The organism is Enterobacter sp. MGH 37 (assembly GCF_000534515.1).
GTDB lineage: Bacteria > Pseudomonadota > Gammaproteobacteria > Enterobacterales > Enterobacteriaceae > Enterobacter > Enterobacter kobei.
In genome coordinates, this window is sequence record NZ_KI973205.1 from 773,517 (window position 1) to 798,551 (window position 25,035).

Here is a 25,035-nt window from a genome sequence, read left to right on the forward strand (position 1 = left end):
AGCAGGAGATAAAGGAAAAACAGACGGATCGCGATTTTCATTATTTAAAACTCTGTGCAATAAAGCGAAGCATAGGCACCCAGGCCAGTTCAGTCGGGTGCAGTCGGTCCCAGTTCCAGCCATTCTGATAAGGCATAGCGTACATATCTAAATAAGGGATCTGGTTCTCTTTCAGAATGGATTGAATTTGCTTATCGTACGGGCGGAAAGTATCGGTATGGTAAAGCGCCCACGGGTTAACCGGGTCGACGATAGCAATGACCTGCACGTGATGTGCCTTCAGCAGCTGGACGGTTTTCCTGAACGCAGCGAATTGGCCGGGCACCACCGGCGTGTCATCCCACTGCTGCGGCTTACCGTCCTCTTCGTAAATCGTTTTGTCCATCCACAGGGTCGCCGCGCTTTGCTGGCGAACTTTATTTAATTCACGGGCATTCGCCAGCTCTTTATTCCAGTCCGGAGTCATGTGGGTGGTTGGCTGTTGCGGCCAGGGTTGCGCCGTCTCAGGCCTGATATTGAGCAGCGACAGCCAGTCGTTTTTTATCAGGGTACAAAAATTAGCGAACTGGAAACCGATCTCATCCCAAATCAGATCGGGGTGCCAGCCGAAGACACGCATTTGCCCAAAGGTTAAATGGCTTATCTCTTTAGCATCAATATGTTTTAAATAATTCACGAGGATCGGACGTGCCTGCGGATCCTTCATCAGGGGATCAAAAACAGAGCCCGGAAAATTATCCGCATAGATAGCGGGTGGCAGACCTTTTGAGTAAAAGCTGTCAGGTGCCAACAATAAAACCACTTTACTGTTTGCGTTAAGGCTATTTTTAAAACGTGAAAACAGTAAAAATTGTGTTTCATCATCGACAAACGCATCGCCATACGCCACGACGGGTTGGTGTAATTGCTGATTAAAATAATGATAGACCGCGTAATGTTCATCTTCGGAGGTGGCAACTTCAGAGGCACCAATGAAGAAAATGGCATTCCCCTCCAGGGCATGGGAAATGGTGGCAATTTTTTCCGCTTGTTCTTTCGTTGTGCCCGCCATGGATTTGATCAGCGGCTGGAATTTAAGCGGCGGATCAAAGCTGGTCACCAGCGGGTGAATGCTGAGGAATAAAATGGCCAGGGCTGCCATCAGGATATGTAAGCAAAACGTATTTTTGATTTTCATCATTAACCAGTAAGACTACATGGCGGCAATTTTCTAAAATCCGTTAATAACCGGCTTTATAACAATTACACAACAAATGGCCGTCTATTTTGGGGCATTCTATACCAGAGCGATTTAGAAGGATGAGCGTTGCCGTGTAACGGTATGTACAAGTGGGAGAGAGCGACGCGGGGATCGGGGAATGAGCGATTTTTTGTGCAGTTAAACGCCAGGGCGTAGAAATAGAAAAATTCCTGCTTTACAAGGCGCTAATAGATGTTTATAGTGCGCCTCACTTTGGAAGCGTGGCCGAGCGGTTGAAGGCACCGGTCTTGAAAACCGGCGACCCGAAAGGGTTCTAGAGTTCGAATCTCTACGCTTCCGCCAAATTCGAAACCCAGGTCGTTATGCGACCTGGGTTTTTTGTTTGTTAAAACCGCCTTAACCGGGAATTCTGGTGCCGGAGTTACTCCGTCGATACTGCAGCGGCGTCTGACGCATCATCTTTTTAAAGCAGGTAATGAAATAGGTCACCTCGCTAAACCCCACTGCCAGTGCAATGGCGTCAACAGGCTCACCGCTGTACCGTAAGAGATCGCAGCTGCTTTTAATCCGCCGGGTCAGCAAATATTCGTGGATGCTACCGCCGGTCTGCTGGCGGAAAATGCGTGAGGTATAGCTTCGCGAGAGCCCCAGGTCGTGCGCTAACCGATCGAGCGAAAACTTGCTGGCATAGTGGGCTTCGACCCAGCTCATTATCCGCGAGGCGACGGTCTGCTGGCGCGGCGGGTAGGGCTGCGGCTGCTCGGGCAGACATGTCATCAACTGCATCACCAGAAATGCCACCTCGCAGGCCTCGGTCTGCGCGTTGTCCTCCAGGCGCTGAAACTGTTCAAGTATTCTCTCAATAAACGGCGCGTGCGTGCTGAGATCGTAAATTTGTGCCGGGAGATTGCTGGCGGCCAGCGCGGCGAACCGGGCCTGATGGCGCGGAAAGGTGCTGAGCGCACTTTCGACGACCGATTGCGCAATGTGCATGGTGGTGCGGTGGTAGGGGTTCTTATCGCTATGATCGACCTGCACTTTGTGCAAACGGAAGGGCGGGAAGACAAATAAACGCCCTGGACGGGCGGTGTAGTGCTGATTGTCCACCACCACGATGCCATAACCGCTGGAAATATAGAGCAATTCAACGCACTGATGCCAGTGGTAGTAAACCGCGCTGGTGGTGTACATGCGGTTAAATGAAATGGCCTGCCGATCGAGCGTAATGCGTTCCAGCAGTTGCGTTTCACCCATTTTCCCTCCAGGACAACAGATTTAAATTTTTAGACCATCATTTGTAATTTATCCCTCTCTCGATCGACAAAATCCAGCAAAAATGAAATGCCGGTTTAATTTTGTGAGTCTGCTCACTCAGCACCGGGAATAAAAGCGGTTACTCTTCATTCAGACGTCGCACTCGTGGCTTTAAAAAGCCAAATAACAATAACTTATCTCTACCCTCGTGTTATGCGGGAGGACCCTGTGCAACCTGAAAATATTCATCTGGATAACCCACTGACGAGCCGTGATGAGGTACTGCGGCTGGTTAACGATATGCTGAACGCGGTGACGCCTTATTTTAAAAAAGACGCCAGCCGCATTGATTTAGCGAACTTTACCGCTCACTACGGCCAGCAGGTCGCGAGCATGGAAACCTTTTCCCGTCTGCTGTGGGGCATCACGCCATTGTTGGCTGGCGGCAGCGAGCCGCAACACTTCTCTTTCTATTTACAGGCGATAAAAAACGGCACCAATCCGCAGCATGCTGATTACTGGGGCGATGTCGGTCCTTTCGATCAGCGAATCGTCGAAATGGCGGCTTACGGGTTACTGCTGGCGCTGGCGGGCGAAACCGTACTGGCACATTTCACTGAGACGGAGAAAGAGAATCTATGGCGCTGGCTAAAGCAGTGCGAGACCCAGGATATCCCCGATAACAACTGGCACTTCTTTCCGATTCTAGTGCAGGTTGGCTTCCATTATTGTGGCATGCCGACCCATCCGCAGGCGCTGGAAAAGCATTTCGCTGCCATGGAGCACTACTATCTTGGAGATGGCTGGTACTCCGATGGACCGGGCCGGCCGCGCGACTATTACATCTCGATGGGCTTCCATTTCTATGGCCTGATTTACGCGAAGCTAATGGCCGATGTTGATCCAACGCGGTGTGCAACCCTGCGCGATCGCGCCGCGCGTTTCTCCTCTGACTTCATTCATTTCTTTGCCGAAGACGGCTCGGCGATCCCCTTTGGCCGTAGCCTGACCTACCGCTTTGCCGAGGCGGCGTTCTGGAGTGCGGCGGCTTTCGCCGGGCTGGAGGTCTTTTCGCCGGGCGTAATTAAGGGCATCGTGCTGCGCCATCTGCGCTGGTGGCTGAAGCAGCCGATATTCGACCGCGACGGCATACTGAGCGTCGGCTACAGCTACCCGAATCTGGCGATGGCGGAAGACTACAACGCGCCGGGTTCACCGTACTGGGGCCTGAAGACCCTGCTGGTACTGGCATTAGATGAGGGCGACGCCTTCTGGCAGGCGGCCGAGCTGCCGCTGCCGCCATTGCCCGCTCAGCACACGATAGCCCACGCGGATCAGGTGGTGGTGCATCAGGCCGATCACCTGTGGATGCTGATGTCCGGCCAGCTGGAGCTGAACAACTTCGTGAATACCGAAGCGAAATACTGCAAATTTGCCTATTCCACCCGCTTTGGCTTCACCCTCGAACGCGGGCGCTATGGCCTGAACCATGCCGCACCCGATTCGATGCTGCTGCTGGCCGAAAAAGATAACTACTGGCGTGGTCGCCGTGAATGCCAGCACGTGGTCACCGCTGACGGCACCATTTACAGCCGCTGGCTGCCGTGGCGCGACGTGGTGATTGAGAGCTGGCTGCTGGCGCTGGGCGACTGGCAACTGCGCGTCCATCGTATCAATACTCAACGCGCGCTGGATTGCGCGGAAGGGGGCTTTAGCCTCGCGAACCGCCCACAGCCGCAGGCGCAGGAGATTGAAAGCGCCTGCTGGTTACGCAATGCCCAGGATGCCTCAGCCATTTTCTGTTTACATCCGCACGCCCGCCGCGGCGAAACGGTGGTGACGCCGCCAAACAGTAATCTGTTGTTTGCCGAGCGCGCGGCAGTGCCGCTGCTGCGCGGTGAACTCGACCCCGGCACGCATTTGCTGATAAGCGCGGTGTGGGCGGGAAATGCCGCAGGCTTCGATCCGCAACACTGCCCGCAGGCCTTCATTAGCGATGACGCGGTACGCTTCGTGATGGCACGACAAGAAACGACGCTCGTTCTGGCCCCGGAGACATCGCTATGAGCACATCATCGTCCGTACGCGCCGCACAGTACAAAATGAGTACCTTTATTTTTCTCTACTTCTTCACCTGGTCATCCAGCTTTGGCCTGTACGCCTTGTGGCTGAGCCAGAAAGTGGGCCTCGATAGCATCACTATCGGCAGCGTGTTCGCCATCAATGGCGTCTTCGCGGTTGTCCTGAAGCCGGTGTATGGCTACATCATGGACAAAATCGGCATGAGCAAGTGGCTGCTCTATTTTGTCTGCGCCATTTCTGCGCTGATGGCACCGTTTTTTGCGCTGGTGTACCAGCCGCTGCTGGAAAGCCATGCGATGGCCGGGATTATCATCGGCGCGCTGTATCTGAGCCTGGGCTGGTACGCTGGCGTGGCGGCGTCTGAATCTTACGCTGACCGCTTTAGCCGCCTGTACGGGCTGGAGTTTGGCCGCATCAGAATGTGGGGTTCGCTGGGCTGGGCGATGGCGGCTTCGGTCTCCGGGCTGTTGTTTAACGTCACGCCGCTGGCCAACTTTCTGCTCAGCAGCGGTACCTCGGTACTGATGCTGCTGGTGCTGATTAGCCTCAAAATCGGCGATGAGCAGCTGCGTAATAACAGCGTTATTTCCGCCAATAAGATCGTCTTTGCCGATGTGCTGATGCTCCTGCAAAACCGCAAATTCTGGATGTTCAGCCTCTACGTCGCCGGGGTGGCGTGGATGATGTTTATCGCCGAACAGCAATTCCCGCGCTACTTCGTATCATTCTTCGCCACCAAAGAGCAGGGAAATGCCTGGTACGGCTACCTGAGCACCGTCCAGTCGGGTATGGAATTCCTGATGATGATGTGTATCCCGTGGCTGGTGAATCACTACGGCGCCAAGCGCGGCCTGGTGTTCTGCGGCTGCGTGGTCGGGGCTCGGCTGATCGCCTCCGGACTCACCAGTGACCCGATAGTGATCTCTATCATCAAACCGTTTTATGGCGTCGAGATCGCGCTGCTGCTGATCTCGGTCTTCAAATACATCGCCGAACATTTCCATCGTCGGGTTAACGCCACGATGTACCTGCTGGGCTACCAGGCGATGATTTACGTGGGGTCGATTGTGGTCGCCCCACCTGCTGGCTATCTGTACGACAGGATAGGCTTTGAGCATACCTATCTGCTGATGGGCTGCTGCGCCCTGATATTTACGCTGATTTCCGCCTTTACGCTGTCGCGCTGCCAGTCGAAGTGCGATGTCTCACGCCCCTTTGCTCCGGCATTAGATTCCGCCCCGGTTGAACCGGCCAAACATTAATTCAGGAGTTGTTATGACCAAATCTGTTATCACCGAAGCGCTGCGGCCGATCGAACTGCATCAGGTCGATCGCCTGGCCCTGAGCCAGAAGCTGGAAGCGGCGTTAACCCGCGTAACGCGCAAGCTCGACAAAAATATTGTTGCCTTCGGCGATAAATTCCCCGGCGAAGCCTGTGAGAAGGGCGTCTGGCCGCGCACCGATAACGTGGAATGGACCACCAGTTTTTGGCCAGGCCAGCTGTGGCTGGCGTGGGAGATGACGGGCAAAGCGCATTATCGCGACGCCGCCGAGCGCTATTTACCGTCGTTCGCCCGGCGTATTGAGCAGCGTATCGACACGGCAACGCACGATCTTGGTTTTCTCTATTCGCTCTCCTGCATCAGCGCCTGGCGCCTCACCGGCAACGAAGCCGCTCGCCGGTCGGCGCTGCTGGCAGCCGAGCGCCTGATGGAGCGTTTTAACCCAACGGCCAGGATTATCCAGGCATGGGGTGATTTAAACGACCCGGAGCAGCAGGGGCGAATGATCATCGACTGCAATATGAACCTGCCGCTGCTGTACTGGGCCAGCGAACAGACCGGAGATCCGCGCTATGCGCAAGCGGCGACGGCTCACGCCGGACAGGCCGCGAACTATATCGTGCGGGAAGATGCCTCGACGTATCACACATACTATATGGATGTCCAGACGGGTGAGCCGCGCTTTGGTAATACCCATCAGGGCTACAGCGACACCTCGTGCTGGTCGCGCGGGCAGGCATGGGGCATTTACGGCTTCCTGCTCAGCTATCAGCACACCGGCGATAAGCAGATGGTTGAGCTGTCACGCAGCCTGGCACATTACTTCCTCAACCGTTTGCCGGAAGATGATGTGTGCCACTGGGATCTGGCGCTGCTCGGTACTGACGCCGTGCGCGACAGTTCAGCGGCGGCGATTGCCGCTTGCGGTCTGCTGGAGCTGGTCAAGGCGCTGCCGACGCTCGACGCAAACCGTGCGTATTACGAAGAGATGGCGCTGCGTATTGCGCTGTCGCTGACCGATAACTACCTTGCCCACGACGACGATCCGACCGAAGGGCTGCTGCAACACTCGGTTTATCATATGGGCAGCGGCAAGGGGGTCGATCAGTGCTGTAGCTGGGGAGACTATTTCTATCTTGAGCTGCTGGCGCGGCTGCGACAGATTTGGCACCCGTACTGGTAACCCTGAAGCCATGGAGAGCAAAATGAAAAGCGTAGCCGTGCTATTGGCCCCCGGTTTTGAAGAGGGGGAAGCGATCGTCACCATTGATATCCTGCGTCGCCTGAATATTACGGTGCAGACGATTGCCTGCGGCGAGAGCCGCGAAGTAGTGAGCTATCACGCCATCTCAATGGTGGCGGACAGCACCCTGAAGGCCAGTTTCGATTGCACCTTTGACGCCGTGGTGTTACCGGGCGGCCCGGAGGGCAGCGTTAACCTGGCGAAAAGCGCGGAGGTCATCGCCTTCGTCCGCCGCCACGATGAAATGGGCAAATATATCTGCCCGATTTGTTCCGCCGCCGCCCGTGTGCTGGGCGGTAACGGGCTGCTGAAGGGGCGCCGCTACGTCTGTTCCGGCGATCTGTGGAAAACAGTCAGCGAGGGCAGGTACGTCGATGCCGAGGTGGTGGAAGACGGCAATCTGCTGAGCGGTCGCGGCCTGGGTAACGTATTTGATTTCGCCTTTACCCTGGCAGCGCGATTACAGGGCGATGATGCCCTGGCGCGCGAGCAGGCCAGCCATATTGAGTACGCGTGGCAGGGTAACGGCGATGTGTGAGTTTCGCCCGGCGGCGCTACGCTTGCACGGGCCTACAATGAATAGTGCAATATATTGATATTGTTACGGATTGTAGGCCGGGTAAGCACAGCGCCACCCGGCAAGAAGGGCCGCTAAAATGTTGATGTCGTTTTACAGCCCAATCACCAGCTCCCCCGAATGGCTCCGCGAGCAGCACAGCGCCACCTGCTGGTTTGTTGCGCCTTTTTCCGCCTCCGACTGCACGCTGTCCCGGTGATCCACCACGCCGTCAATCACCGGCGTCAGGCAGGCGCCGCAGATCCCCATTTCACAGGACAGCGGTACGTCTACGCCGTTTGCCTGTAAGACCTGGGCAATGGTCTTATCCGCAGGCACCGGCCAGCGCTCCCCGGTGGAGGCCAGTTTAACGGTAAAGATCTCGCCGGTTTCATGACCAGCGGCAGGCGCAGCAGGCTGAAACGCCTCGCTGTGAATGTGGGCGTTATCCCATCCCTTCGTCGTTGCCACATTGCGGACTTTCTCCATAAAACCCGCAGGTCCGCACACCCAGGCATGCAGTCCCGCTTCCGGTATGGGGAGATGTTCTGCCAGCGCTGAGCGGGGGCTGAGGGTATGAATGATGCACTCACCGTACTTTGAGAGTTCCCGAACAAACGCCGCGCTTTCGCGATTTTTAACGTAATAATGCAGCGTAAACGGCGTTCCGGCCGCCTTCAGCTGCAGGGCCATCGCAAACAGCGGCGTAATGCCAATGCCCGCAGCCAGGAGTAAAACCCGCTCTGCCTGAACGAGCGGGAACAGATTGCGTGGGGCGGAGATCGTGAGTTTCTGTCCAGGCCGCAGCGTCTCGTGAACGTAGCGCGACCCGCCGCGCGAGGCGGTTTCGCGCCCCACGCAGATAAGATACCCCTCGTCCTCACAGGCTCCGGTCAGGGAATACTGGCGCACCAGGCCGCAGGGCAGGTGCACATCAATATGCGCGCCGGGCTGCCACGCCGGTAGCGCGGCGCCGTTTTCCGCCACCAGCCTGACGGCGAGGCTTTTATCCCCCTCACGCCACAGCCCATCAACGATAACGCTCAACATATTGGCCTCCGTCATACCAGGAAAAATTCGCCGAATCCCATCTTTTTCAGTCCCCGACGGTAGGCAATCGAGCTTTTATCCGCCGGGATATGGGCTTCGAGCGTCAGATCCAGCGGCAGGCTTTCCGGGCGCTGGGTTTCGACCATCAGACGGTCTTCTTCAAAAATACGCAGATTGAAGGCATGCACATCTTCCACCGGAATATGCAGATCGAAGTTGCGCGCGATAGGGGCGAACATCCGGGTCACCCGCGATGATACCGGCGACGCGGCGTTCATAATCACCAGTCGGGATTCCCCCGGGAAATGGATCGTCAGCGTGGCGGTAAACGGCAGATGCATTTCAAAATGACGCAGCCACTGGAAGCCCTCCGGAGCCTGGACGTCTGAACTGGCGGGATAGTTGCTCACGGAACTCCAGTAATCGGCCACGAAACCGAACGGCGTCTCCTGCGGCTGATAGGTGGGAACCAGCTGATTATTGGGATCGGCAAAGGTATCGGTGTGGATCCAGGCAAAGTGCGCCACGTCCAGAAATCCTTCCACCTGGCGACCGGCGAAGCCATTCACCTCGAACGCCGGGCAGTTAATCTGCTGGAATCCGTCGTCATCCCAGTGCGGCATGGCGGGCAGCGGTACCGGATTGTCCGGGTCAAAGGCCAGACAGGTCCAGATCAGGCCAAAGCGCTCCTCCACGGCGTAGTTAATCAGGTTCAGCTTCGCCGGAACGGGCTGGTCGGGGCTGGACGGGATACGGTTGCAGCGCCCGTCCTCTCCGAAGCGTAAGCCGTGGTACGGACAAATAATGCCGTGCTCATCGTGAAAGCCCAGCGTCAGCGGCACGCCACGGTGCGGACAGACATCCCGGGCGACCACGACCTGGTCGTTAATCCGGTAAATGACCAGCTGTTCATCCAGCAGGGTTGCTTTAACCGGTGCCGGGCCGATGTCGCAGGCGCGTGCAACCGGATGCCAGCATTTCGCCAGGCGCAGCCAGTCCTCTGGCTCAAAGGTGCAGTGGGCGGGTGGAGTCGGTTCTCTTTTCATCGTTGTCCCTCTTGTTCAGCCTAACGGGCCGCCCTGAATGGTCTCGCACAGACCGTTAATGATGCGCTCCCCGGTCTCCTCTTTCAGCTCCTGATACCAGGCCTGCGTCAACGTCATGTCTTTGCCGTGGGTGACGTCGCAGCGTTTGCGCGCCTTCAGCACCAGGTCACGCACCCGGTCGCAGCGCAGCGCTTCGTACTGTCGCAGCGCGAGCGTAATGTGATGGTTCTCTCGCAGGCATTCGCCCAGCACCACGGCATCTTCCATCGCCGCACAGCCGCCCTGGCCGATATCCGGCGTGGTGCTGTGCCCGGCATCACCAAGCAGCGCGACGTTGCCGCGCACCAGGGTATCGAACGGTTCGATGTCGTGGATTTCAATCCGGTTAGTGGTGTCAGGATCGAGCGCGGCGATAAGCTTTTGCACCGGCGGCGCCCAGCCGCGGAAGTAGCCCGTAAGATCGGCACGCAGGGTGGTGCGATCTTCTGCCAGACCCGCAGGGAGCGGCACGTCAAAGAAGAAGTAGAAGCGTCCGCCGGAGACGGGCATCAGCGATACGCGTTTGCCCTCACCAACGAAGGTGGTCCACTGGTGCGCCGGGGCAATCTCTTCATCAATCTTCACCAGCCCGTTCCAGTTCACGTAACCGGCGTAGCGGCGCTCCGGCGTATACCCCAGCACATACGGACGAACCGCCGAGTGGCTGCCGTCGGCGGCAATCAGAAAATCCCCGGTTGCCGCGGTGCCATCGGTGAAGGTGACGCTCACGCCCGCGTCATCTTCCCGCACACGTTCGACGCGCTTGCCAAACTGCACGTTATCGCGCCCCCAGAAGTCCAGCATTTCGCGCTGAAGTTCCGCACGCGAGACGGGGCAGGGACGCCCGCCGGTGCGCTCGACCAGCGGCGCGAGGCTAAAGCGGGTCAGGGTATCGCCGCGCCGGTAATCTTTGTAGGCCATAAAACGCATCGGCCCGCCGTACGTCTCGATGATGTCGCCCATGCCGAGGTGCTGCATGCATTTCACGCCGTTAGGCCAGATGGAGATGGCCGCCCCGACGGGCTTGATCGCTTTGACGGCTTCAAACACGGTACAGTCGATGCCCGCTTTCTTCAGCGCAACAGCGGCGCTCAGGCCGCCAATTCCCGCACCAATAACGATTGCTTTCATGCTTCTCTCCTTTTGCAGGGTGTAAAGCCATTCAGCAATTTGCGTACCAGGCTGCAACGGGGTGAAAACGGCGTTGTGAAGGGCAGGTTTGCACTGCTAAGGTGCGCAGACGCGGTGAGCTTGCCTTTTTTTGAATCAAAAATTTCCAGTTGAGCTATACGGAATCAACTGTTTCACGCTCAGGCAAGGAGTGGCGTGGTTTGTGCAATGACCTGAAAGAGAATAATCAAGGAGATACTATGATAGCACTGCACGACTTTAATCGGCTTCCTGAGAAAGAGTCTCTCGCGTTACTCCACCCCTGTGTGGCGATCCCCGGCTGGGCTGAAGCCCTGGTGCGCGGACGGCCCTATTCCCGCCGGGAAGACGTGTTCAGTACGGCACTGGCGCTGACGCAACGCTGGGATGAGACGGCGTTAACGCAAGCCCTGAGCGCCCATCCGCGTATCGGGGAAAAGCCAGCGGGTTCCCAGGCGGAGGCAGCACTGTCGCGCCAGGAACAGGGCGCGGTGAATGACCGCGATGCTGCCCTGACGCAGGCGTTACGGGAGGGAAACGCCCGCTATGAAGCCCGTTTCGGACGGGTCTTTCTTATCCGCGCGAAGGGCCGCAGCGGAGAAGAGATCTTACAGGCGCTGAACGCGCGGCTGGAAAACAACGATACGCAGGAAGTATTGACCGCGCTGGAACAGCTGCGGGAAATTACGCTGCTGCGGCTGGAAGGAGTCATTAGCGAATGAGCACACTCAGCACCCATATTCTCGATATTTCAACGGGGAAACCCGCCGAGGGCGTGACGGTTCATCTTGAGCGGGACGGGGAGATCATGGCGACTGGCGTCACGAACGCCAGTGGGCGCATCACAGAATTCGTCCCGAACCTGGCAAAAGGCCGCTACCGGCTGGTGGCCGAAATCGGTAAGTGGTTTAGCGACACAGGCCGCGAGACGATCTATCCCTGCGCGCAGATTGAGTTTGTGACGGGAGAATCGGCAGACGAGCATTTCCATCTGCCGTTTGTGATTGCGCCCGGCGGCTGGTCAACCTACCGGGGCAGCTGACCACACCTGCACGCCGTTGACCCAGGTTTCGCTGATGTTGCGCTCATCGCCCAGGGTCATCAGCACAAAGAGCTGCTCGTAAATGTCCTGGCAGCGGCGATTGCGCAGGCGCTGCAGCGGCGTTACGTCCGGGTCGATGACGACGAAATCCGCCTCTTTGCCGGGCGTGAAGTTGCCAATCTTCTCGTCAAGCCGGAGGGCGTGCGCGCCGCCCAGCGTGGCGTGGTAAAACGCCTCGCTGGCGCGGAGACGGTAGCTCTGGAGCTGACCCACCTTGTACGCTTCCCCCAGGGTACGCAGCATGCTAAAGGTGGTGCCCGCGCCCACGTCAGTGCCGATGCCCATCCGCACTCTGTGCTGCCAGCAGGCGGGCAGGCGAAACAGCCCGCTACCGAGAAACAGGTTCGAGGTGGGGCAAAACGCCACCGCCGAACCGGTGTCATGCAGGCATTGCCACTCGCTGTGGTGCAGGTGGATGGCGTGGGCAAACACGCTGCGCTCGCCGGTCAGGCCGTAGTGGTGATACACGTCCAGATAGCGTTCATGCTCCGGCCAGAGGTCGTTCACCCAGGCCACTTCGTTTGGGTTTTCGCTCAGATGGGTTTGCAGCCAGGTATCCGGAAACTCCTCTCTCAGCAGGCTGACCGCGGCGAGCAACTCGGGGGATGACGTCGGGGCAAAGCGTGGCGTAATGGCATAGCCCAGCCGCCCCCGATGATGCCAGCGCTGGATCAGCTCACGCGTCTGCCGGTAGCTCTGTTTCGCGTCCTCGCTCAGGTAGTCAGGCGCGTGTCTGTCCATCATCACCTTCCCGGCGATAAGGCGCATGTTGAGGCGCAGCGCCTCAGTAAACAGCGCCTCGACCGATTCCGGATGCAGCGTGCAGAACACCAGCGCGGTGGTGGTGCCATTGCTCACCAGCTGGTTAATGAAAAATTCGGCGATCTCTTTCGCGTAGGCTTCATCGGCAAACTGGCTCTCCACCGGGAAGGTATAGGTGGTCAGCCACTCCAGCAGCTGCTCGCCAAAGGCGCCGATCATCTCCGTTTGCGGATAATGCACATGGGTATCGATAAAACCGGGCAGCAGCAGCTTACCGCGCAGGTCGGTGTAGCCCTTGTGGGGGTCAAGATACTGCTCGCCCTCCTGCCAGGGCATGTGCGCCAGAATGTGACCATTCTGAATAAACAGCAGCCCGTCCTCAAGGTAGCGCGCGTGTTCGGCAATGGTGTCTGCGCTGTCGCAGACCTGGGCAATGTCAAAAAATGTACCGCGTATCGCAGTCTGGTATTCCATCATGGTTCCTGCCTTCGTGTTTGCGTAGCGGGGTGAGAAAGCGCAGCAAGAACAGTGCCAGAATGAACGGGCCGCAGTTACGCTGCGGCCAGAGGAGGAGGGAAGGGTTACTCTTTTTGCGTTGCCACGCGGGAGCTGAACGTCGTCGCGCCTGCTGTCTCGCGATCTTCCCGCGCCAGCCAGCGGTAGGTCACGCCGCCGAGGAAGACGCCGATGAACCAGCTGAAGTTCGCCACCTCATGCAGGGCCGGGATAAAGCTAATCACCAGGCCCACGGCAACGGACGGGATCAGCGCGCCGATGGCTTTCGGGTTAAAGCCGTTGCGATACCAGTATTTGCCCTTTGGCGTGTCATCGAACAGGTCGTCAACCGACACCTTGCCGCGTTTAATCAGGTAGAAATCGGCAATCAGTATGCCGAACAGCGGGCCGATAAACGCCCCGAGCACGTCCAGGGTGTAGTGGATTAACTCCGGTGAGTTGAACAGGTTCCACGGGGTGAGCAGGATCGAGCCGACGGCAGCAATCATTCCCCCGGTGCGGAAGCTGATCTTCTGCGGCGAGCAGTTAGAGAAATCAAAGGCTGGCGAGACAAAGTTCGCCACAATGTTAATCCCGATGGTGGCGGTGATCATCGTCAGCAGGCCAATCGCCACGGCCAGATCGTTACCCACACGGCTGACGGTTTCAATCGGGTCGGTGATCATGCGGCCAAACAGCGACTGGGTACCGGAGACAATCACCACGGTGACGATGGAGAACAGCAGGAAGTTAAACGGCAGACCCCAGCGGTTACCGCGGCGGATCTCCCCCATGCTTTTCCCGTAGCGGGAGAAGTCACCAAAGTTGAGCAGCGGGCCGGAGAAGTAGGAGACCACCAGCGCGGTCGCGGTGATCATCTGCCAGGTTTGCTCGCCCGCGGTCAGGGATTTGCTGGCGAGGGTAAAGGAGATCCCGTCAAAACCGGTCTTGTATACAATCCAGCCCGCAAGGGCCAGCATCACTACGTATACCGCCGGACCGGCGATATCAATGAAGCGCTTGATGGCGCTCATCCCGTGCCAGAAAACCATCGCCTGCAATACCCACATGATGGCGAAGCAGATCCAGCCCAGATGTGACAGGCCGAGGAACGCGCCGGTGGTGAGTGAAGAGAGCGACGGCCAGAACTTCAGTGCCACCAGCATCAGGGCGTTGGCGGCCAGGTAGGTCTGGATGCCATACCACGCAAAGGCGATAAGCCCGCGGATCACCGCCGGAATATTCGCCCCAAAGACGCCGAACGCCTGACGGCTGATCACGGCATAGGGCACGCCCGCCATCTGGCTCGGTTTTGCGACCAGGTTGGCACACAGTTGCACAATACAAATCCCCACCAGCAGGCAGAGTAACACCTGCCAGCTTGCCAGCCCGAGCGTAAAGAAGCTCGCGGCGACCACATATCCCCCCATGCTGTGAACGTCCGACATCCAGAATGAAAAGATGTTGTACCAACTCCAGTTCTGGTCACGCGTGGGTGCCAGATCCTCATTGCAAAGACGTGGGCTGTAAACCGCACCGGAATCAGCGGCCGTACCCTGCTGCGCGTTTTGACTGTTTGGCATGAAACCTGCTCCTGTGAATGAAAACCCGTTGAGTGGGAGTGCAAACGGTGTTGCAGGATCCAGGCCAAAATAATAAATCTTGTATGCAATATTTTATTTTTATGTATACGATTCGATAACGAAAGGTAAAGCACGGAGTGGTGAATGAACAACGTAAATGGCCTGCAGACCGCGCCAGACCTGCATGACAAAGACGAATCCATCTTTCAGGCGCTGATGACCGCAATTGTCGAACATCAGTTGCTGCCGGGGAGCAAATTGCCGGAAGAGGCGCTGGCCGAGGTGTTTGGCGTGAGCCGTACCGGCATCCGAAAGGTGCTGCAACGACTCGCCGCTGTGCAAATGGTCACCTTAACGCCCAAACGTGGTGCACACGTCGCCAGCCCGACGGTAGAAGAGGCGCGGCACATCTTCCGCACCCGCGCGCTGCTGGAGGTCGCTAATCTGCCGGACGTGCTGGCCCACTGCCAGCCGCCGCATCTGGCAGCACTGGAGGCCATTATTCGTCAGGAGCAGCAGGCGCATGAGGCCTATGACGGCCCGGCGGCGATCCGCCACTCCGCCAATTTTCACATTCAGCTACAGGCCATCTCCGGCAACCAGGTGCTGACGGAGATGGTGACCGGCCTGAGCCAGCGTTCATCGCTGGTGATTGCCACCTGGGGTGCGCCGTGGCGGCAGGGCTGTCGCTGCAACGATCACGAACAGCTGGTGGATCTGCTGCGCCAGAAGGCGCTCCAGCCGCTTAGCGAGGCCTTAATGCACCATTTTGAACATATCGTCGCCAGCCTCTGCTTCGAGCGGGCGGGCGAGTGTCTGCCTGATTTTGCCCGGCTGTTTGCCGGCCACAAGGAGTCGTAATGTCGTCTGTCTGTATACAAGTGATCAACCCCAACACCAGCCTCGCCATGACGGAAACCATCGGTGCGGCAGCCCGTGCGGTGGCTGCACCGGGAACGGAAATCCTCGCGGTCTGCCCGACCGCAGGCGTGCCGTCCATCGAAGGCCACTTTGACGAGGCCATTGCTGCCGTGGGCGTTCTCGAACAGGTCAAACTCGGCAGACAGCAGGGCGTGGATGGTCACGTTATTGCCTGCTTTGGCGACCCGGGTCTGCTGGCGGCGCGCGAGCTGGCCCAGGGGCCGGTGGTAGGGATTGCTGAAGCCGCCATGCATATGGCGACGCTGGTGGCGACGCGCTTTTCGGTGGTCACCACGCTGCCGCGCACGTTGATTATCGCCCGCCATCTGCTGCATCAGTATGGCTTTCAGGACCACTGCGCGGCGCTGCATGCCATCGATCTCCCGGTGCTGGCGCTGGAAGACGGCAGCGGCCTGGCGCAGGAAAAGGTGCGCGCGCGCTGTATACAGGCGCTGAAAGAGGATGGCTGCGGGGCCATCGTGCTGGGCTGCGGCGGCATGGCGACGCTGGCGCAGGAGCTGACGCGCGAACTGCGCGTGCCGGTTATCGACGGCGTCAGCGCGGCGGTGAAGATGGTGGAGTCGCTGGTGGTGCTGGGGCTGTCGACCAGCAAGCACGGGGATCTGGCCTTCCCGGAAAATAAAGCGTTAAGCGGACAATTTCAGGCACTGAATCCATTTTAATTTTTGGGGGTGGCAATGGGGACTTTTGAACAGGATTACCCGCGCGATCTGCGCGGTTACGCAGGCAACCCACCGCACGCGCGGTGGCCGAATCAGGCGCGCATCGCCGTGCAGTTTGTACTCAATTACGAGGAAGGAGCGGAAAACCACGTTCTGCACGGCGATGCCGGATCCGAGCAGTTCCTGTCGGACATCATCGGTGCCGCAAGCTATCCGGACAGGCACATGTCGATGGACTCGCTCTACGAATACGGCAGCCGCGCCGGGTTCTGGCGCATCCACACTGAATTTCAAAAACGCGGTCTGCCGCTGACGGTCTTTGGCGTAGCGATGGCGCTGGCGCGTCATCCGGAAATCGTCGAAGCGATTAAGGCGGCGGATTATGACGTGGTCAGCCACGGCTGGCGCTGGATCCACTATCAGCATATGGACATCGCCCAGGAGCGCGAGCATCTGCATAAAGCGGTGCACGTGCTGACCGATCTGTTTGGCAAACCGCCCACAGGCTGGTACACCGGGCGCGATAGCCCCAACACGCGCCAGCTGGTCGTGGAGCATGGCGGCTTCGACTACGACAGCGACTACTATGGCGATGACTTACCCTTCTGGACGGAAGTGGCCTGTAGCGACGGGACCCGTAAACCGCACCTGATTGTGCCCTATACGCTGGATGCTAACGATATGCGCTTTGCCACCGCGCAGGGGTTTAACACCGCCGAGCAGTTTTATACGTATCTGAAGGACAGTTTTGACGTGCTGTACGAGGAGGGGGAGCGCGCGCCGAAAATGATGTCTATCGGCATGCACTGCCGCCTGCTGGGGCGGCCGGGGCGTTTTCGCGCGCTACAGCGGTTCCTGGATTACGTGCAGCAGCATGAGCAGGTGTGGGTCTGTTCCCGCCAGCAGATTGCCGACCACTGGCGGGAGGTGCATCCGTTTCTGAAATAATTGTGCGATGTTTTGCCGGGTGGCGGCTGCGCCTTACCCGGCTCACAGGACGTCGCCTGCCCGGTCGCGTTACGCCATCAAACTCACCTGCGCCGCCACGATCCGCCACCCACAGGCAAACCGCACCCATGTTTGCTGCTGGCGGCCGATGCGTTCGCTACCTTCACGGGTAAACTCGGTGCTGCACACGGCATAATTCTCCCCGAAGGTGGTGATGACGGTGTGACGCAACGTTCGCGCCAGCCCGGCTGACGCGCGCGCCGCACGAAAGGCGCGGATTTCATCAATGCCGTACAGGTTTTCACCTGCCCCCAGACGCACCGTATTTTTGTCGTGCCAGAACAGTTCATCCAGCACGGCAATGTTGTTGCTCACCAGCGCATCTTCATAGCGGTAAAACGCCGCCGTCACTTCGGCAACCACCCACGGCAGGTTAATGTCATCGTGATTGATCATGCTGCCACCTCCGCCGGGCGGGCATCGGTGATGCCACTCTCTTCAAGCACGCGCGCGACGCGCAGGCAGGCCTGCTCGTTAAACGGTGCGGCAATCAGCTGCAGGCCAATCGGCATACCCCGGGCGGTGCGTAGCGGAACGGTAGTCACCGGCAAACCCAGGAACGAAATCGGTTGAGTGAGCATGCCCATGCTGGCGCGAATGGGCAGCGGCTGACCGTTAATCTCCATGGTTTGCTCACCTATCCGCGTGGCGCTACGCGGCGTTGCGGGGGCGATCAGGACATCGGCTTGTTCAAACAAGGCGTTGAACGCCTGACGCGCCTGAGCGCGAAACCGCTGGGCCTGAATATACCAGGCGGAAGGGATCATCGCGCCTGCCAGAAGCCGTTCGCGTGAATGGGGTTCAAAACGCTCAGGCTCGCGGCGAAGCGCGGGCAGGTACTGGTTACCCCCTTCCGAGGCGCTGGTGATAAACGCCGCGGAGCGCGCCAGCCCGGCGTCGGGGAACTGCAGCTCCTCCTGCACGTCGAGGGCCTTCGCCACCCGCGCCACGGCGTCCCGGGCCTCCGTGTCGCACCAGGTGGTGAAGTAGCCGCCAAGCACCGCACAGCGCAGGCCGTCAAGACCGCGTTCGAGCAGGGGACGCGTCTCCTCGCGCGAGCGTTCTGCCTGAAAACCGTCGCGGGTATCGCGCCCCTGCAGCGCGTCGTACACCGACGCCAGATCGCACACGCGGCGCGCAAAGGGCCCGATATGATCCAGACTCGCGACAAATGGATGGCTACCGGATCGCGACAGGCGGCCAAAGGTGGGTTTCAGGCCATAAATCCCGCACAGGGATGCCGGAACGCGAATGGAGCCGTTGGTGTCGGTGCCGAGCGAAAAATGCACCAGCCCGGCGGCCACGGCGGCGGCTGAACCGCCGGACGAACCGCCCGCGATGCGCGTCAGGTCGTGCGGGTTATGCGTCGCGCCGTAGTGGCTGTTTTCGGTGGTAAAGCCGTAGGCGTAGGCATCCATATTCACCATCCCGGTCAGTAACCCGCCCGCGCTACGTAGCTGACGTACGGCAAAACTGTCAGTGGCCGCGGCAGGGCGCTGGCTGAACAGCTCGGCCCCGGCGAGGGTAGTATGCCCGGCAACGTCAAACAGGTTTTTCACCGCATAGGGCACGCCCGCCAGCGGTGGCAGGGGGCGCTTTTCGCGGCGCAGGGTGTCGATATTCGCGGCCTCGGCGAGCATGCGCGCTTCCGTCACGGCGGTCCAGGCGTTGATCTGCGGGTTCACGCGCGCTATCGCCTCCAGCGTCTGACGGGCAATCTCATGGGCGCTCAGCTCGCCCGCACTCAGCGCCTGCTGGATTGCGCTGATACTCATCTCGTGTAGCGTCATGCTTTATACACTCCTGCGATCTCCAGACGGTCATCGAGCGGCAGCGCCATCAATGGAGCGGCCATGCTGGCAATGCGGCTGAACTGTACCTGTAGCTCGGCGCGGCGGGCATCATCCAGCGTCACGCCAAGAACGGTCTCCATTTGCGCGAGATAGGCATGCCAGTCGGGTTGTTGTGTCGTCATTATTCTCTCCTCAAAATCCGGCGGCCGCGCCGTTGCTGCGCGGATCAAACGCCCCTTCAAACAGCCCGTTGGGGTGGCGCACAATCGCCCCCGCGTGGCCCATGGCTTCACTGAAGTCCGGGAAGATCTCCACGTCGTGTCCACGCGCCCTGAGCTGTGACACGGTCTCACCCGAAAAGCGTCCTTCCAGTTTTAACGTGTCCGACGTTTGTCCCCAGGTACGCCCCAGCAGCCAGCGCGGGCGAGCGATGCTCTCCTGCAGGGGCGCACCCTGGACCACATAGCGGGTAAACAGCGTGGCCTGCGTTTGCGGCTGTCCATCGCCGCCCATCGAGCCATAGACCATCACGCGCCCGTCCTTGAGGCGCGCCGCCGCCGGGTTCAAGGTGTGGAAAGGCTGTTTGCCCGGCGCGAGGGCCAGAAGATGACTGGGGTCGAGACTGAACGATGCGCCCCGGTTCTGCCAGACGATGCCGGTATCGGGCAGTACCACGCCGCTGCCAAATTCGTGATAAATACTCTGGATAAACGACACGGCAAGCCCGCTGTTATCCATCACGCCCATCCACACCGTATCGCCGGGACCTTTGCCGGTGCCCCACGGCGCGGCACGGCTGTCGTCAACCCTGTCGGCAAGCGCCTGAAGGGCGGTGGGTGCCAGCAGTGCCTGAATATCCGTTTTCAGCTCGCGCGGATCGGTAATGTGCGCATCGCGCAGGCCAAAGGCCAGCTTGGTGGCTTCAACAATACGGTGAATCGTTCCCGCATCGTCAGCCTCCGCCATATTCAGGCGGTCTGTGATGCCGAGTATCGCCAGCGACACCAGCCCCTGCGTCGGCGGGGCGTGGTTATAAATTTCTCCCTGCTGATGCTGCAACTTCAGCGGCGTGGTGCGCCGGGCGACGTGGGCGTGTAGATCGGCCAGCGTGACCGGCAGGCCCAGCGTCTCCATACCCTGCGCCAGCACCTCCGCCAGCGGGCCGCGATAAAAACTGTCCAGACCGTCTTCCACCAGGCGCGAAAGGGTCGTGGCCATGGCGGGCTGGTAAAAACGGCTCCCGACCGGCGGTGGCTTGCCGTCCACCAGCCAGGTTTCGGCAAAGCCGGGAACGTCCTTTAGCTCGTCAAATTTACTGGCGGTGGCATGCGCCTGTGACGCCGTGACCGGGGTACCGTTTTGCGCATACTCAATGGCGTCGGCCAGCAGGCGGGACAGCGGCAGCGCCTTGCCCGTCATCTCGCGCGAGACCTTCAGCGCCTCGTCCCAGCCGCTCACCGTGCCGGCAACGGTCAACGCCGCCTGAGGGCCGCGATGGGGGATATGCGGGAGCCCGTCGTAGGCCGCGAGCGTCGCGCGCGATCCCGCCGCACCGCTGGCATCAATGGCGATCGGATCCCCTTCCGGCGGCACGATAAGCCAGAAGCCATCGCCACCCAGCCCGTTCATGTGCGGGTAAACTACGGCAATGGTGGCCGCCGCCGCGACCATGGCTTCTATCGCGCTGCCGCCTTCGCGCAGGACGGCCAGCGCACTCTGGCTGGCAAGGTGGTGGGGGGCAACAGCCATCCCGTGTGTGGAGACATTACTTTGCATGAAGCGTCCTCATAACCCTGAAAGTCACAAGGTGCTGCAAAAGCTGTTCCAGTTCTGAATAAAAAGTTTCATGCCAGTTGCCGCAGAAGCTGGCATGCTTAATGAATAGTGAGTATGAGATGAAACAAACGTTACAGAGGCGTTATGGAACAGCTTGATGAACGACTGAAAGCGCAATACCCGTCACTGTCGCCGCAGGAGCAGCGGGTGGCGGATTTTATTTTCGATCATTTTGACGACCTTATTAGCTATAACAGTGCCGAGCTGGCGCAGCTGAGCGGGGTATCGAAAGCCACGGTGAGCCGTCTGTTCAAGCGTCTGGGCTATGAGAAGTATAAAGAGATGCGTGACGAGCTGCGCACCCTGCGTCAGAGCGGGATGCCGCTTACCGATAACCGCGACGCGGTGCAGGGCAACACGCTACTGGCGCGCCATTATAAGCAGGAGATGGCGAACCTGACCCAGTGGGTCAATGCTCTCGATGCTCAGCAGTTTGCCGACGCCATGGCCTGCATGGTGAAGGCGCGGCGCATTGTCATTATTGGCATGCGTAACGCCTATCCCGCGGCGCTCCACCTGCGCCAGCAGCTGCTGCAGGCGCGCGGTCAGGTGCTGGTGCTCCCTCAGCCAGGCCAGAGCCTGAGCGAAGAACTGGTGGATTTAACCCCTGACGATCTGGTGGTGATGATGGCCTTTCGCCGCCGTCCGCGCATTATCCGCCCGCTGATGCAGCAGCTTCAGAGTAGCGGTATTCCGGTGCTGCTAATGTGCGAGCCGCAGGCGCACAGCCTGTTTCCGCTGGCGAGCTGGCAGCTCTGCGCCCCGCTGGACAGCGTTTCGGCCTATGACAGCTATTCCTCGGTCAACAGCCTGATCAACCTGCTGGCGAATGCCTTCCTGCATGACAGTCTCGATAAAGGCCGTCCGCGCATTCACGAGATTGCTTCCCTTTATCAGCAGCTGGACGAACTCGAACAACGATAATGGGGCGTCAGACTGGTGCTTTGCATTGAAATGGTGCAACTTGGCGGGGCGTGAACATCCTCAATTTTTCGCTCCGTCCGCGTTTTATCAGGCTTTATAAGAATATCCCCCGTTTCGCCTCACCTGGCACATTAGTTGCAAAATCACATTCAAAGAATCTTTTGTTTCATGTTAACGTTACGGGGAAGCACCATGAAAAAACTGTTGATTGCACTGGCCGGGGCCGCATGCCTCTTCACACAACTGCCTGCAAAGGCTGACCAGCTTCAGGATATCGAGAAGCGCGGCACCCTCCGCATTGCCGTGCCGCAGGACTTCCCGCCGTTTGGCTCGGTGGGGACCGACCTGCAGCCGCAGGGCTACGACATTGACATGGCACGCTATCTGGCGAAACAGATGAAGCTCAAGCTGCAGCTCGTGCCGGTGACCAGCGCCAACCGTGTGCCGTATCTGCAAACCGATAAGGTGGATCTGGTCATCTCCAGCCTCGGGAAAAACCCGGAGCGCGAGAAGGTGATTGATTTTAGCCGCGCCTACGCGCCGTTCTTCCTTGGCGTGTTTGGCCCGAAAGGGGCCGAGCTGAAAGATGCCGCCGGGCTGAGCGGAAAAACTATCGGCGTGACGCGCGGGGCGGTGGAGGACATGGTACTCACCAGCCTGGCGCCGAAAGATGCCAACGTGAAACGTTACGAAGACAATAACACCACGCTCTCTGCATACCTTTCCGGACAGGTGCAGTACGTGGCGACCGGCAACCTCGTGGTGGCGGCGATTTCCCGCCAGAATGCTGATAAGGCCCCGGTGCCGAGCTTTATGCTGAAAGATTCACCGTGCTTTATCGGCCTGAAGAAAAACGAACCGGCCCTGAAGGCAAAAGTGGATGCGCTGATTGAGCAGGGCATTAAGGACGGCACGCTGAATGGTCTGTCTGAGCAATGGCTGAAGGCCCCGCTGCCGGCAAACCTTGGCGCCTGAGCCGATGACTGAGCAACTTCATTTCTCTGAACTGTGGCCGCACTGGCCGGCGCTGCTGGCGGGATTGTGGGTCACCATCCAGCTGACGGTGATGGCGACCGTCGGCGGGCTGGCGATAGGGATTTTCGGGGCGGCGATCCGCAGCGGACGCCCAACTTGGTACAGCCGGATCTGGGGCGGTTACGTGGAGATTATCCGCAACACGCCGTTTGTGGTGCAGCTATTTTTCATCGTCTTCGGCCTGCCGAATCTGGGCCTGAAGATGACGGCGGGGGAAGCGGCGCTGCTGGCGATGGTGGTGAACCTTGGCGCCTACAGCACTGAGATTATCCGCGCGGGCATTCAGGTAACGCCGAGAGGGCAGTGGGAGGCCGGACGCGTGCTGGGGCTGACCCGCCTGCAGACCTTTATTCGCGTGGTGCTGCCGCCCGCGCTGCAACGTATTTATCCGGCACTGGTGAGCCAGTGCATCATCGTGATGCTCGGCTCGTCGGTGGTGTCGCAGGTCTCGTATGAAGAGCTGACCTTCGCCGCCAACCTGATCCAGTCCAGAACGTTTTTGAGCTTTGAGGTCTATCTGGTGACAACCGGTATCTACTTAGCGCTGTCGATTACCCTGCGCCAGCTGATGATGGCGGCTGGACGGAAATGGCTGGGGGTGCAGGCATGATGACCACCTTTACCGACTGGGACATTATTCGCAACCTGCTGCTGGCCGGACGCTGGACGGTACTGCTGTCGCTGGTGGCGTTTGTCGGCGGGGCGGTGGTAACGCTGCCGCTCCTGCTGCTGCGCCTGACGGGCGGGCGCACGGTGAAGCGCATTATCCGCGGCTATATCGAGCTGTTTCAGGGCACCCCGCTGCTGATGCAGCTGTTCCTGGCCTTCTTTGGTGTGGCGCTGTTCGGCATCGACGTCTCGCCGTGGACCGCCGCCTCGCTGGCGTTAACCTTTTACACCAGCGCATTTCTGCTCGATATCTGGTACGGCAGCATTCGCGCCCTGCCGAAGGGGCAGTGGGAAGCCTCGCGCTGTCTGGGACTGACCTTCGGCCAGACCCTGTTTCGCGTGGTCGCCCCGCAGGCATTGCGCATCGGCATCGCCCCGACGGTCGGCTTTGCCGTGCAGGTGATCAAAGGTACCGCGCTGGCGTCGATTATCGGCTTTATCGAGCTGACCAAGGCCGGGACCATGCTGACCAACGTGACCTATCAGCCGTTCAAAGTCTTTGCGCTGGTGGCGCTGGGCTACTTCATTCTGTGTTATCCGCTGTCGCGCTACAGCCGCTATCTGGAGACGAAATTCAATGCCTCTCATCACCATTAATCAGGTGCAGAAGTACTACGGTGATAACCACGTGCTCAAGGGTGTCGATCTGGATATCGACATGGGCCAGGTGATCTCCATTATCGGGCGCAGCGGATCGGGAAAAAGCACGCTGCTGCGCTGTATCAACGGCCTGGAGGGCTATCAGGACGGCAGCATTAAGCTGGGCGGCATGACCATTACCGACCGGGATTCCCAGGCGCGTGAAATCAGCCGCTCGGTGGGGATGGTGTTCCAGAGCTTCAACCTGTTCCCGCACATGACGGCGCTGGAAAACGTCATGCTCGCCCCGCGTCGGGTGCTGAAGAAAAGTGCTGCCGAATGCCGGGAGCTGGCGCAGCGCATGCTGGAGAAAGTGGGCTTAGGCGATCGTCTGGATTACTACCCGTCGAGCCTCTCCGGCGGCCAGCAGCAGCGCGTGGCGATTGCCCGCGCGCTGGCGATGTCGCCTAAAGTTTTACTCTGTGACGAGATCACCTCCGCGCTTGACCCGGAGCTGGTGGGCGAAGTGCTCAAGGTACTGGAGCAGCTGGCCGCCGAGGGGATGACCCTGATTCTCGTGACGCACGAAATGAATTTTGCCCGCGAAGTGGGCGACCGCGTGGTGTTTATGCACCAGGGGAAAGTCTGGGAGCAGGGCGACAGCAAAACGCTGTTCGCCAACCCGCAGACCACGGAACTGAAGCAGTTCATCTCCTCCGTGCGCGGCCTCAACTGATAAGGA

Annotated in this window: 24 protein-coding genes, 1 tRNA gene and 1 pseudogene; 15 read left to right on the forward strand and 11 right to left on the reverse strand. The window is 59.1% G+C overall.

Features of this window, described 5'->3' with window-relative positions; genetic code table 11:
* Window positions 1-40: 40 nt before the first annotated feature.
* Window positions 41-1,177, reverse strand: coding sequence for a D-alanyl-lipoteichoic acid biosynthesis protein DltD (locus L383_RS20035; protein ID WP_032628833.1), 1,137 nt, complete (start codon window positions 1,175-1,177; stop codon window positions 41-43).
* Window positions 1,178-1,455: 278 nt separating this feature from the next.
* Here L383_RS20035 and L383_RS20030 point away from each other — a divergent pair.
* Window positions 1,456-1,543, forward strand: a tRNA-Ser gene (locus L383_RS20030).
* A 54-nt stretch (window positions 1,544-1,597) separates the two neighbouring features.
* Here the strand turns inward: L383_RS20030 and L383_RS20025 are convergent.
* Window positions 1,598-2,455: an AraC family transcriptional regulator gene (locus L383_RS20025; RefSeq protein ID WP_023332634.1), complete on the reverse strand. Its 858-nt coding sequence runs from the start codon at window positions 2,453-2,455 to the stop codon at window positions 1,598-1,600.
* A 228-nt stretch (window positions 2,456-2,683) separates the two neighbouring features.
* Here L383_RS20025 and L383_RS20020 point away from each other — a divergent pair, with 228 nt between their 5' ends.
* The 4 genes from L383_RS20020 to L383_RS20005 are packed head-to-tail and all read left to right on the forward strand — an operon-like array spanning window position 2,684 to window position 7,601.
* Window positions 2,684-4,522, forward strand: a complete 1,839-nt coding sequence (locus tag L383_RS20020) for a DUF2264 domain-containing protein (RefSeq protein ID WP_023332635.1) — start codon at window positions 2,684-2,686, stop codon at window positions 4,520-4,522.
* A complete protein-coding gene (locus tag L383_RS20015; protein WP_023332636.1) occupies window positions 4,519-5,799 on the forward strand; it encodes an oligosaccharide MFS transporter in 1,281 nt (426 codons plus the stop codon). Before L383_RS20020 ends, L383_RS20015 begins: the two co-directional genes overlap by 4 nt.
* 13 nt (window positions 5,800-5,812) lie before the next feature.
* On the forward strand, window positions 5,813-7,003 hold the full coding sequence (locus L383_RS20010) for a glycoside hydrolase family 88 protein (protein ID WP_023332637.1): 1,191 nt from the start codon (window positions 5,813-5,815) through the stop codon (window positions 7,001-7,003).
* Between the two features lie 22 nt (window positions 7,004-7,025).
* The gene (locus L383_RS20005) at window positions 7,026-7,601 is read left to right on the forward strand and encodes a DJ-1/PfpI family protein (protein ID WP_023332638.1); all 576 of its coding nucleotides are present in this window, start codon (window positions 7,026-7,028) and stop codon (window positions 7,599-7,601) included.
* A gap of 132 nt (window positions 7,602-7,733) precedes the next feature.
* Here the strand turns inward: L383_RS20005 and L383_RS20000 are convergent, their stop codons facing one another.
* Genes L383_RS20000 through hpxO form a run of 3 tightly spaced genes read right to left on the reverse strand, consistent with a single transcriptional unit; the run spans window position 7,734 to window position 10,885 of the window.
* Window positions 7,734-8,669, reverse strand: coding sequence for a PDR/VanB family oxidoreductase (locus L383_RS20000; protein WP_023332639.1), 936 nt, complete (start codon window positions 8,667-8,669; stop codon window positions 7,734-7,736).
* 11 nt (window positions 8,670-8,680) lie between these two features.
* Window positions 8,681-9,715: a molybdenum cofactor-independent xanthine hydroxylase subunit HpxD gene (hpxD, locus tag L383_RS19995; protein ID WP_014883280.1), complete on the reverse strand. Its 1,035-nt coding sequence runs from the start codon at window positions 9,713-9,715 to the stop codon at window positions 8,681-8,683.
* Window positions 9,716-9,730: 15 nt separating this feature from the next.
* Window positions 9,731-10,885, reverse strand: coding sequence for an FAD-dependent urate hydroxylase HpxO (gene hpxO / locus L383_RS19990; RefSeq protein ID WP_023332640.1), 1,155 nt, complete (start codon window positions 10,883-10,885; stop codon window positions 9,731-9,733).
* Between the two features lie 239 nt (window positions 10,886-11,124).
* Between hpxO and uraD the strand changes: the two genes are divergently transcribed.
* Both uraD and uraH read left to right on the forward strand, forming a co-directional pair.
* Window positions 11,125-11,625, forward strand: coding sequence for a 2-oxo-4-hydroxy-4-carboxy-5-ureidoimidazoline decarboxylase (gene uraD, locus L383_RS19985; RefSeq protein WP_023332641.1), 501 nt, complete (start codon window positions 11,125-11,127; stop codon window positions 11,623-11,625).
* Window positions 11,622-11,945 carry a hydroxyisourate hydrolase gene (uraH, locus tag L383_RS19980; RefSeq protein ID WP_023332642.1) on the forward strand — a complete coding sequence of 108 codons (324 nt, stop codon included), beginning with the start codon at window positions 11,622-11,624 and terminating at the stop codon, window positions 11,943-11,945. The genes uraD and uraH overlap by 4 nt, the downstream gene beginning before the upstream one ends.
* Here uraH and guaD read toward each other — a convergent pair.
* Window positions 11,925-13,241: a guanine deaminase gene (guaD, locus tag L383_RS19975; protein ID WP_023332643.1), complete on the reverse strand. Its 1,317-nt coding sequence runs from the start codon at window positions 13,239-13,241 to the stop codon at window positions 11,925-11,927. The genes uraH and guaD overlap by 21 nt on opposite strands.
* A 107-nt stretch (window positions 13,242-13,348) precedes the next feature.
* On the reverse strand, window positions 13,349-14,845 hold the full coding sequence (locus L383_RS19970) for an NCS1 family nucleobase:cation symporter-1 (protein ID WP_023332644.1): 1,497 nt from the start codon (window positions 14,843-14,845) through the stop codon (window positions 13,349-13,351).
* Between the two features lie 144 nt (window positions 14,846-14,989).
* On the opposite strand from L383_RS19970, the gene L383_RS19965 reads away from it, so the two are divergent.
* The 3 genes and pseudogenes from L383_RS19965 to puuE all read left to right on the forward strand — a co-directional run bounded on the left by L383_RS19965 (window position 14,990) and on the right by puuE (window position 17,397).
* Window positions 14,990-15,706, forward strand: coding sequence for a GntR family transcriptional regulator (locus L383_RS19965; RefSeq protein ID WP_014883286.1), 717 nt, complete (start codon window positions 14,990-14,992; stop codon window positions 15,704-15,706).
* Window positions 15,706-16,577 (forward strand): annotated as a pseudogene (locus tag L383_RS19960) (aspartate/glutamate racemase family protein); the annotation flags it as partial. The gene L383_RS19965 and the pseudogene L383_RS19960, both read left to right, overlap by 1 nt.
* The gene (puuE, locus tag L383_RS19955) at window positions 16,498-17,397 is read left to right on the forward strand and encodes an allantoinase PuuE (protein WP_226882748.1); all 900 of its coding nucleotides are present in this window, start codon (window positions 16,498-16,500) and stop codon (window positions 17,395-17,397) included. The pseudogene L383_RS19960 and the gene puuE, both read left to right, overlap by 80 nt.
* 69 nt (window positions 17,398-17,466) lie before the next feature.
* On the opposite strand, the gene hpxZ is transcribed toward puuE, so the two are convergent.
* From hpxZ to hpxW, 4 genes are read right to left on the reverse strand one after another with little or no spacing between them, the layout of a single operon-like run.
* Window positions 17,467-17,853 (reverse strand): oxalurate catabolism protein HpxZ, encoded by a 387-nt coding sequence (hpxZ, locus tag L383_RS19950; protein WP_023332647.1) that lies wholly within the window; start codon window positions 17,851-17,853, stop codon window positions 17,467-17,469.
* Window positions 17,850-19,247 (reverse strand): AtzE family amidohydrolase, encoded by a 1,398-nt coding sequence (locus tag L383_RS19945; protein WP_023332648.1) that lies wholly within the window; start codon window positions 19,245-19,247, stop codon window positions 17,850-17,852. Before L383_RS19945 ends, hpxZ begins: the two co-directional genes overlap by 4 nt.
* A complete protein-coding gene (hpxX, locus tag L383_RS19940) occupies window positions 19,244-19,432 on the reverse strand; it encodes an oxalurate catabolism protein HpxX (protein ID WP_023332649.1) in 189 nt (62 codons plus the stop codon). Before hpxX ends, L383_RS19945 begins: the two co-directional genes overlap by 4 nt.
* Before the next feature lie 10 nt (window positions 19,433-19,442).
* The gene (hpxW, locus tag L383_RS19935) at window positions 19,443-21,026 is read right to left on the reverse strand and encodes an oxamate amidohydrolase (RefSeq protein WP_023332650.1); all 1,584 of its coding nucleotides are present in this window, start codon (window positions 21,024-21,026) and stop codon (window positions 19,443-19,445) included.
* Window positions 21,027-21,170: 144 nt separating this feature from the next.
* Here hpxW and hpxU point away from each other — a divergent pair, with 144 nt between their 5' ends.
* From hpxU to L383_RS19910, 5 genes are all read left to right on the forward strand, one after another.
* A complete protein-coding gene (gene hpxU / locus L383_RS19930; RefSeq protein WP_014883293.1) occupies window positions 21,171-22,010 on the forward strand; it encodes a MurR/RpiR family transcriptional regulator HpxU in 840 nt (279 codons plus the stop codon).
* Between the two features lie 192 nt (window positions 22,011-22,202).
* The gene (locus L383_RS19925; RefSeq protein WP_014883294.1) at window positions 22,203-22,985 is read left to right on the forward strand and encodes a transporter substrate-binding domain-containing protein; all 783 of its coding nucleotides are present in this window, start codon (window positions 22,203-22,205) and stop codon (window positions 22,983-22,985) included.
* 4 nt (window positions 22,986-22,989) lie between these two features.
* A complete protein-coding gene (locus L383_RS19920) occupies window positions 22,990-23,655 on the forward strand; it encodes an amino acid ABC transporter permease (protein ID WP_023332651.1) in 666 nt (221 codons plus the stop codon).
* The gene (locus L383_RS19915) at window positions 23,655-24,311 is read left to right on the forward strand and encodes an amino acid ABC transporter permease (RefSeq protein ID WP_014883296.1); all 657 of its coding nucleotides are present in this window, start codon (window positions 23,655-23,657) and stop codon (window positions 24,309-24,311) included. Before L383_RS19920 ends, L383_RS19915 begins: the two co-directional genes overlap by 1 nt.
* A complete protein-coding gene (locus L383_RS19910; protein ID WP_008499843.1) occupies window positions 24,292-25,029 on the forward strand; it encodes an amino acid ABC transporter ATP-binding protein in 738 nt (245 codons plus the stop codon). Before L383_RS19915 ends, L383_RS19910 begins: the two co-directional genes overlap by 20 nt.
* Window positions 25,030-25,035: the final 6 nt, after the last annotated feature.

What these genes read in the sequence shown, in the direction of transcription:
- L383_RS20035 (WP_032628833.1), bottom strand. Translation starts at nt 1,177, where the DNA reads ATGAAAATCAAAAATACGTTTTGCTTACATATCCTGATGGCAGCCCTG.
- L383_RS20025 (WP_023332634.1), bottom strand. Translation starts at nt 2,455, where the DNA reads ATGGGTGAAACGCAACTGCTGGAACGCATTACGCTCGATCGGCAGGCC.
- L383_RS20015 (WP_023332636.1), top strand. Translation starts at nt 4,519, where the DNA reads ATGAGCACATCATCGTCCGTACGCGCCGCACAGTACAAAATGAGTACC.
- L383_RS20010 (WP_023332637.1), top strand. Translation starts at nt 5,813, where the DNA reads ATGACCAAATCTGTTATCACCGAAGCGCTGCGGCCGATCGAACTGCAT.
- L383_RS20005 (WP_023332638.1), top strand. Translation starts at nt 7,026, where the DNA reads ATGAAAAGCGTAGCCGTGCTATTGGCCCCCGGTTTTGAAGAGGGGGAA.
- L383_RS20000 (WP_023332639.1), bottom strand. Translation starts at nt 8,669, where the DNA reads ATGTTGAGCGTTATCGTTGATGGGCTGTGGCGTGAGGGGGATAAAAGC.
- hpxD (WP_014883280.1), bottom strand. Translation starts at nt 9,715, where the DNA reads ATGAAAAGAGAACCGACTCCACCCGCCCACTGCACCTTTGAGCCAGAG.
- hpxO (WP_023332640.1), bottom strand. Translation starts at nt 10,885, where the DNA reads ATGAAAGCAATCGTTATTGGTGCGGGAATTGGCGGCCTGAGCGCCGCT.
- uraD (WP_023332641.1), top strand. Translation starts at nt 11,125, where the DNA reads ATGATAGCACTGCACGACTTTAATCGGCTTCCTGAGAAAGAGTCTCTC.
- uraH (WP_023332642.1), top strand. Translation starts at nt 11,622, where the DNA reads ATGAGCACACTCAGCACCCATATTCTCGATATTTCAACGGGGAAACCC.
- guaD (WP_023332643.1), bottom strand. Translation starts at nt 13,241, where the DNA reads ATGGAATACCAGACTGCGATACGCGGTACATTTTTTGACATTGCCCAG.
- L383_RS19970 (WP_023332644.1), bottom strand. Translation starts at nt 14,845, where the DNA reads ATGCCAAACAGTCAAAACGCGCAGCAGGGTACGGCCGCTGATTCCGGT.
- L383_RS19965 (WP_014883286.1), top strand. Translation starts at nt 14,990, where the DNA reads ATGAACAACGTAAATGGCCTGCAGACCGCGCCAGACCTGCATGACAAA.
- hpxZ (WP_023332647.1), bottom strand. Translation starts at nt 17,853, where the DNA reads ATGATCAATCACGATGACATTAACCTGCCGTGGGTGGTTGCCGAAGTG.
- L383_RS19945 (WP_023332648.1), bottom strand. Translation starts at nt 19,247, where the DNA reads ATGACGCTACACGAGATGAGTATCAGCGCAATCCAGCAGGCGCTGAGT.
- hpxX (WP_023332649.1), bottom strand. Translation starts at nt 19,432, where the DNA reads ATGACGACACAACAACCCGACTGGCATGCCTATCTCGCGCAAATGGAG.
- hpxW (WP_023332650.1), bottom strand. Translation starts at nt 21,026, where the DNA reads ATGCAAAGTAATGTCTCCACACACGGGATGGCTGTTGCCCCCCACCAC.
- hpxU (WP_014883293.1), top strand. Translation starts at nt 21,171, where the DNA reads ATGGAACAGCTTGATGAACGACTGAAAGCGCAATACCCGTCACTGTCG.
- L383_RS19925 (WP_014883294.1), top strand. Translation starts at nt 22,203, where the DNA reads ATGAAAAAACTGTTGATTGCACTGGCCGGGGCCGCATGCCTCTTCACA.
- L383_RS19920 (WP_023332651.1), top strand. Translation starts at nt 22,990, where the DNA reads ATGACTGAGCAACTTCATTTCTCTGAACTGTGGCCGCACTGGCCGGCG.
- L383_RS19915 (WP_014883296.1), top strand. Translation starts at nt 23,655, where the DNA reads ATGACCACCTTTACCGACTGGGACATTATTCGCAACCTGCTGCTGGCC.
- L383_RS19910 (WP_008499843.1), top strand. Translation starts at nt 24,292, where the DNA reads ATGCCTCTCATCACCATTAATCAGGTGCAGAAGTACTACGGTGATAAC.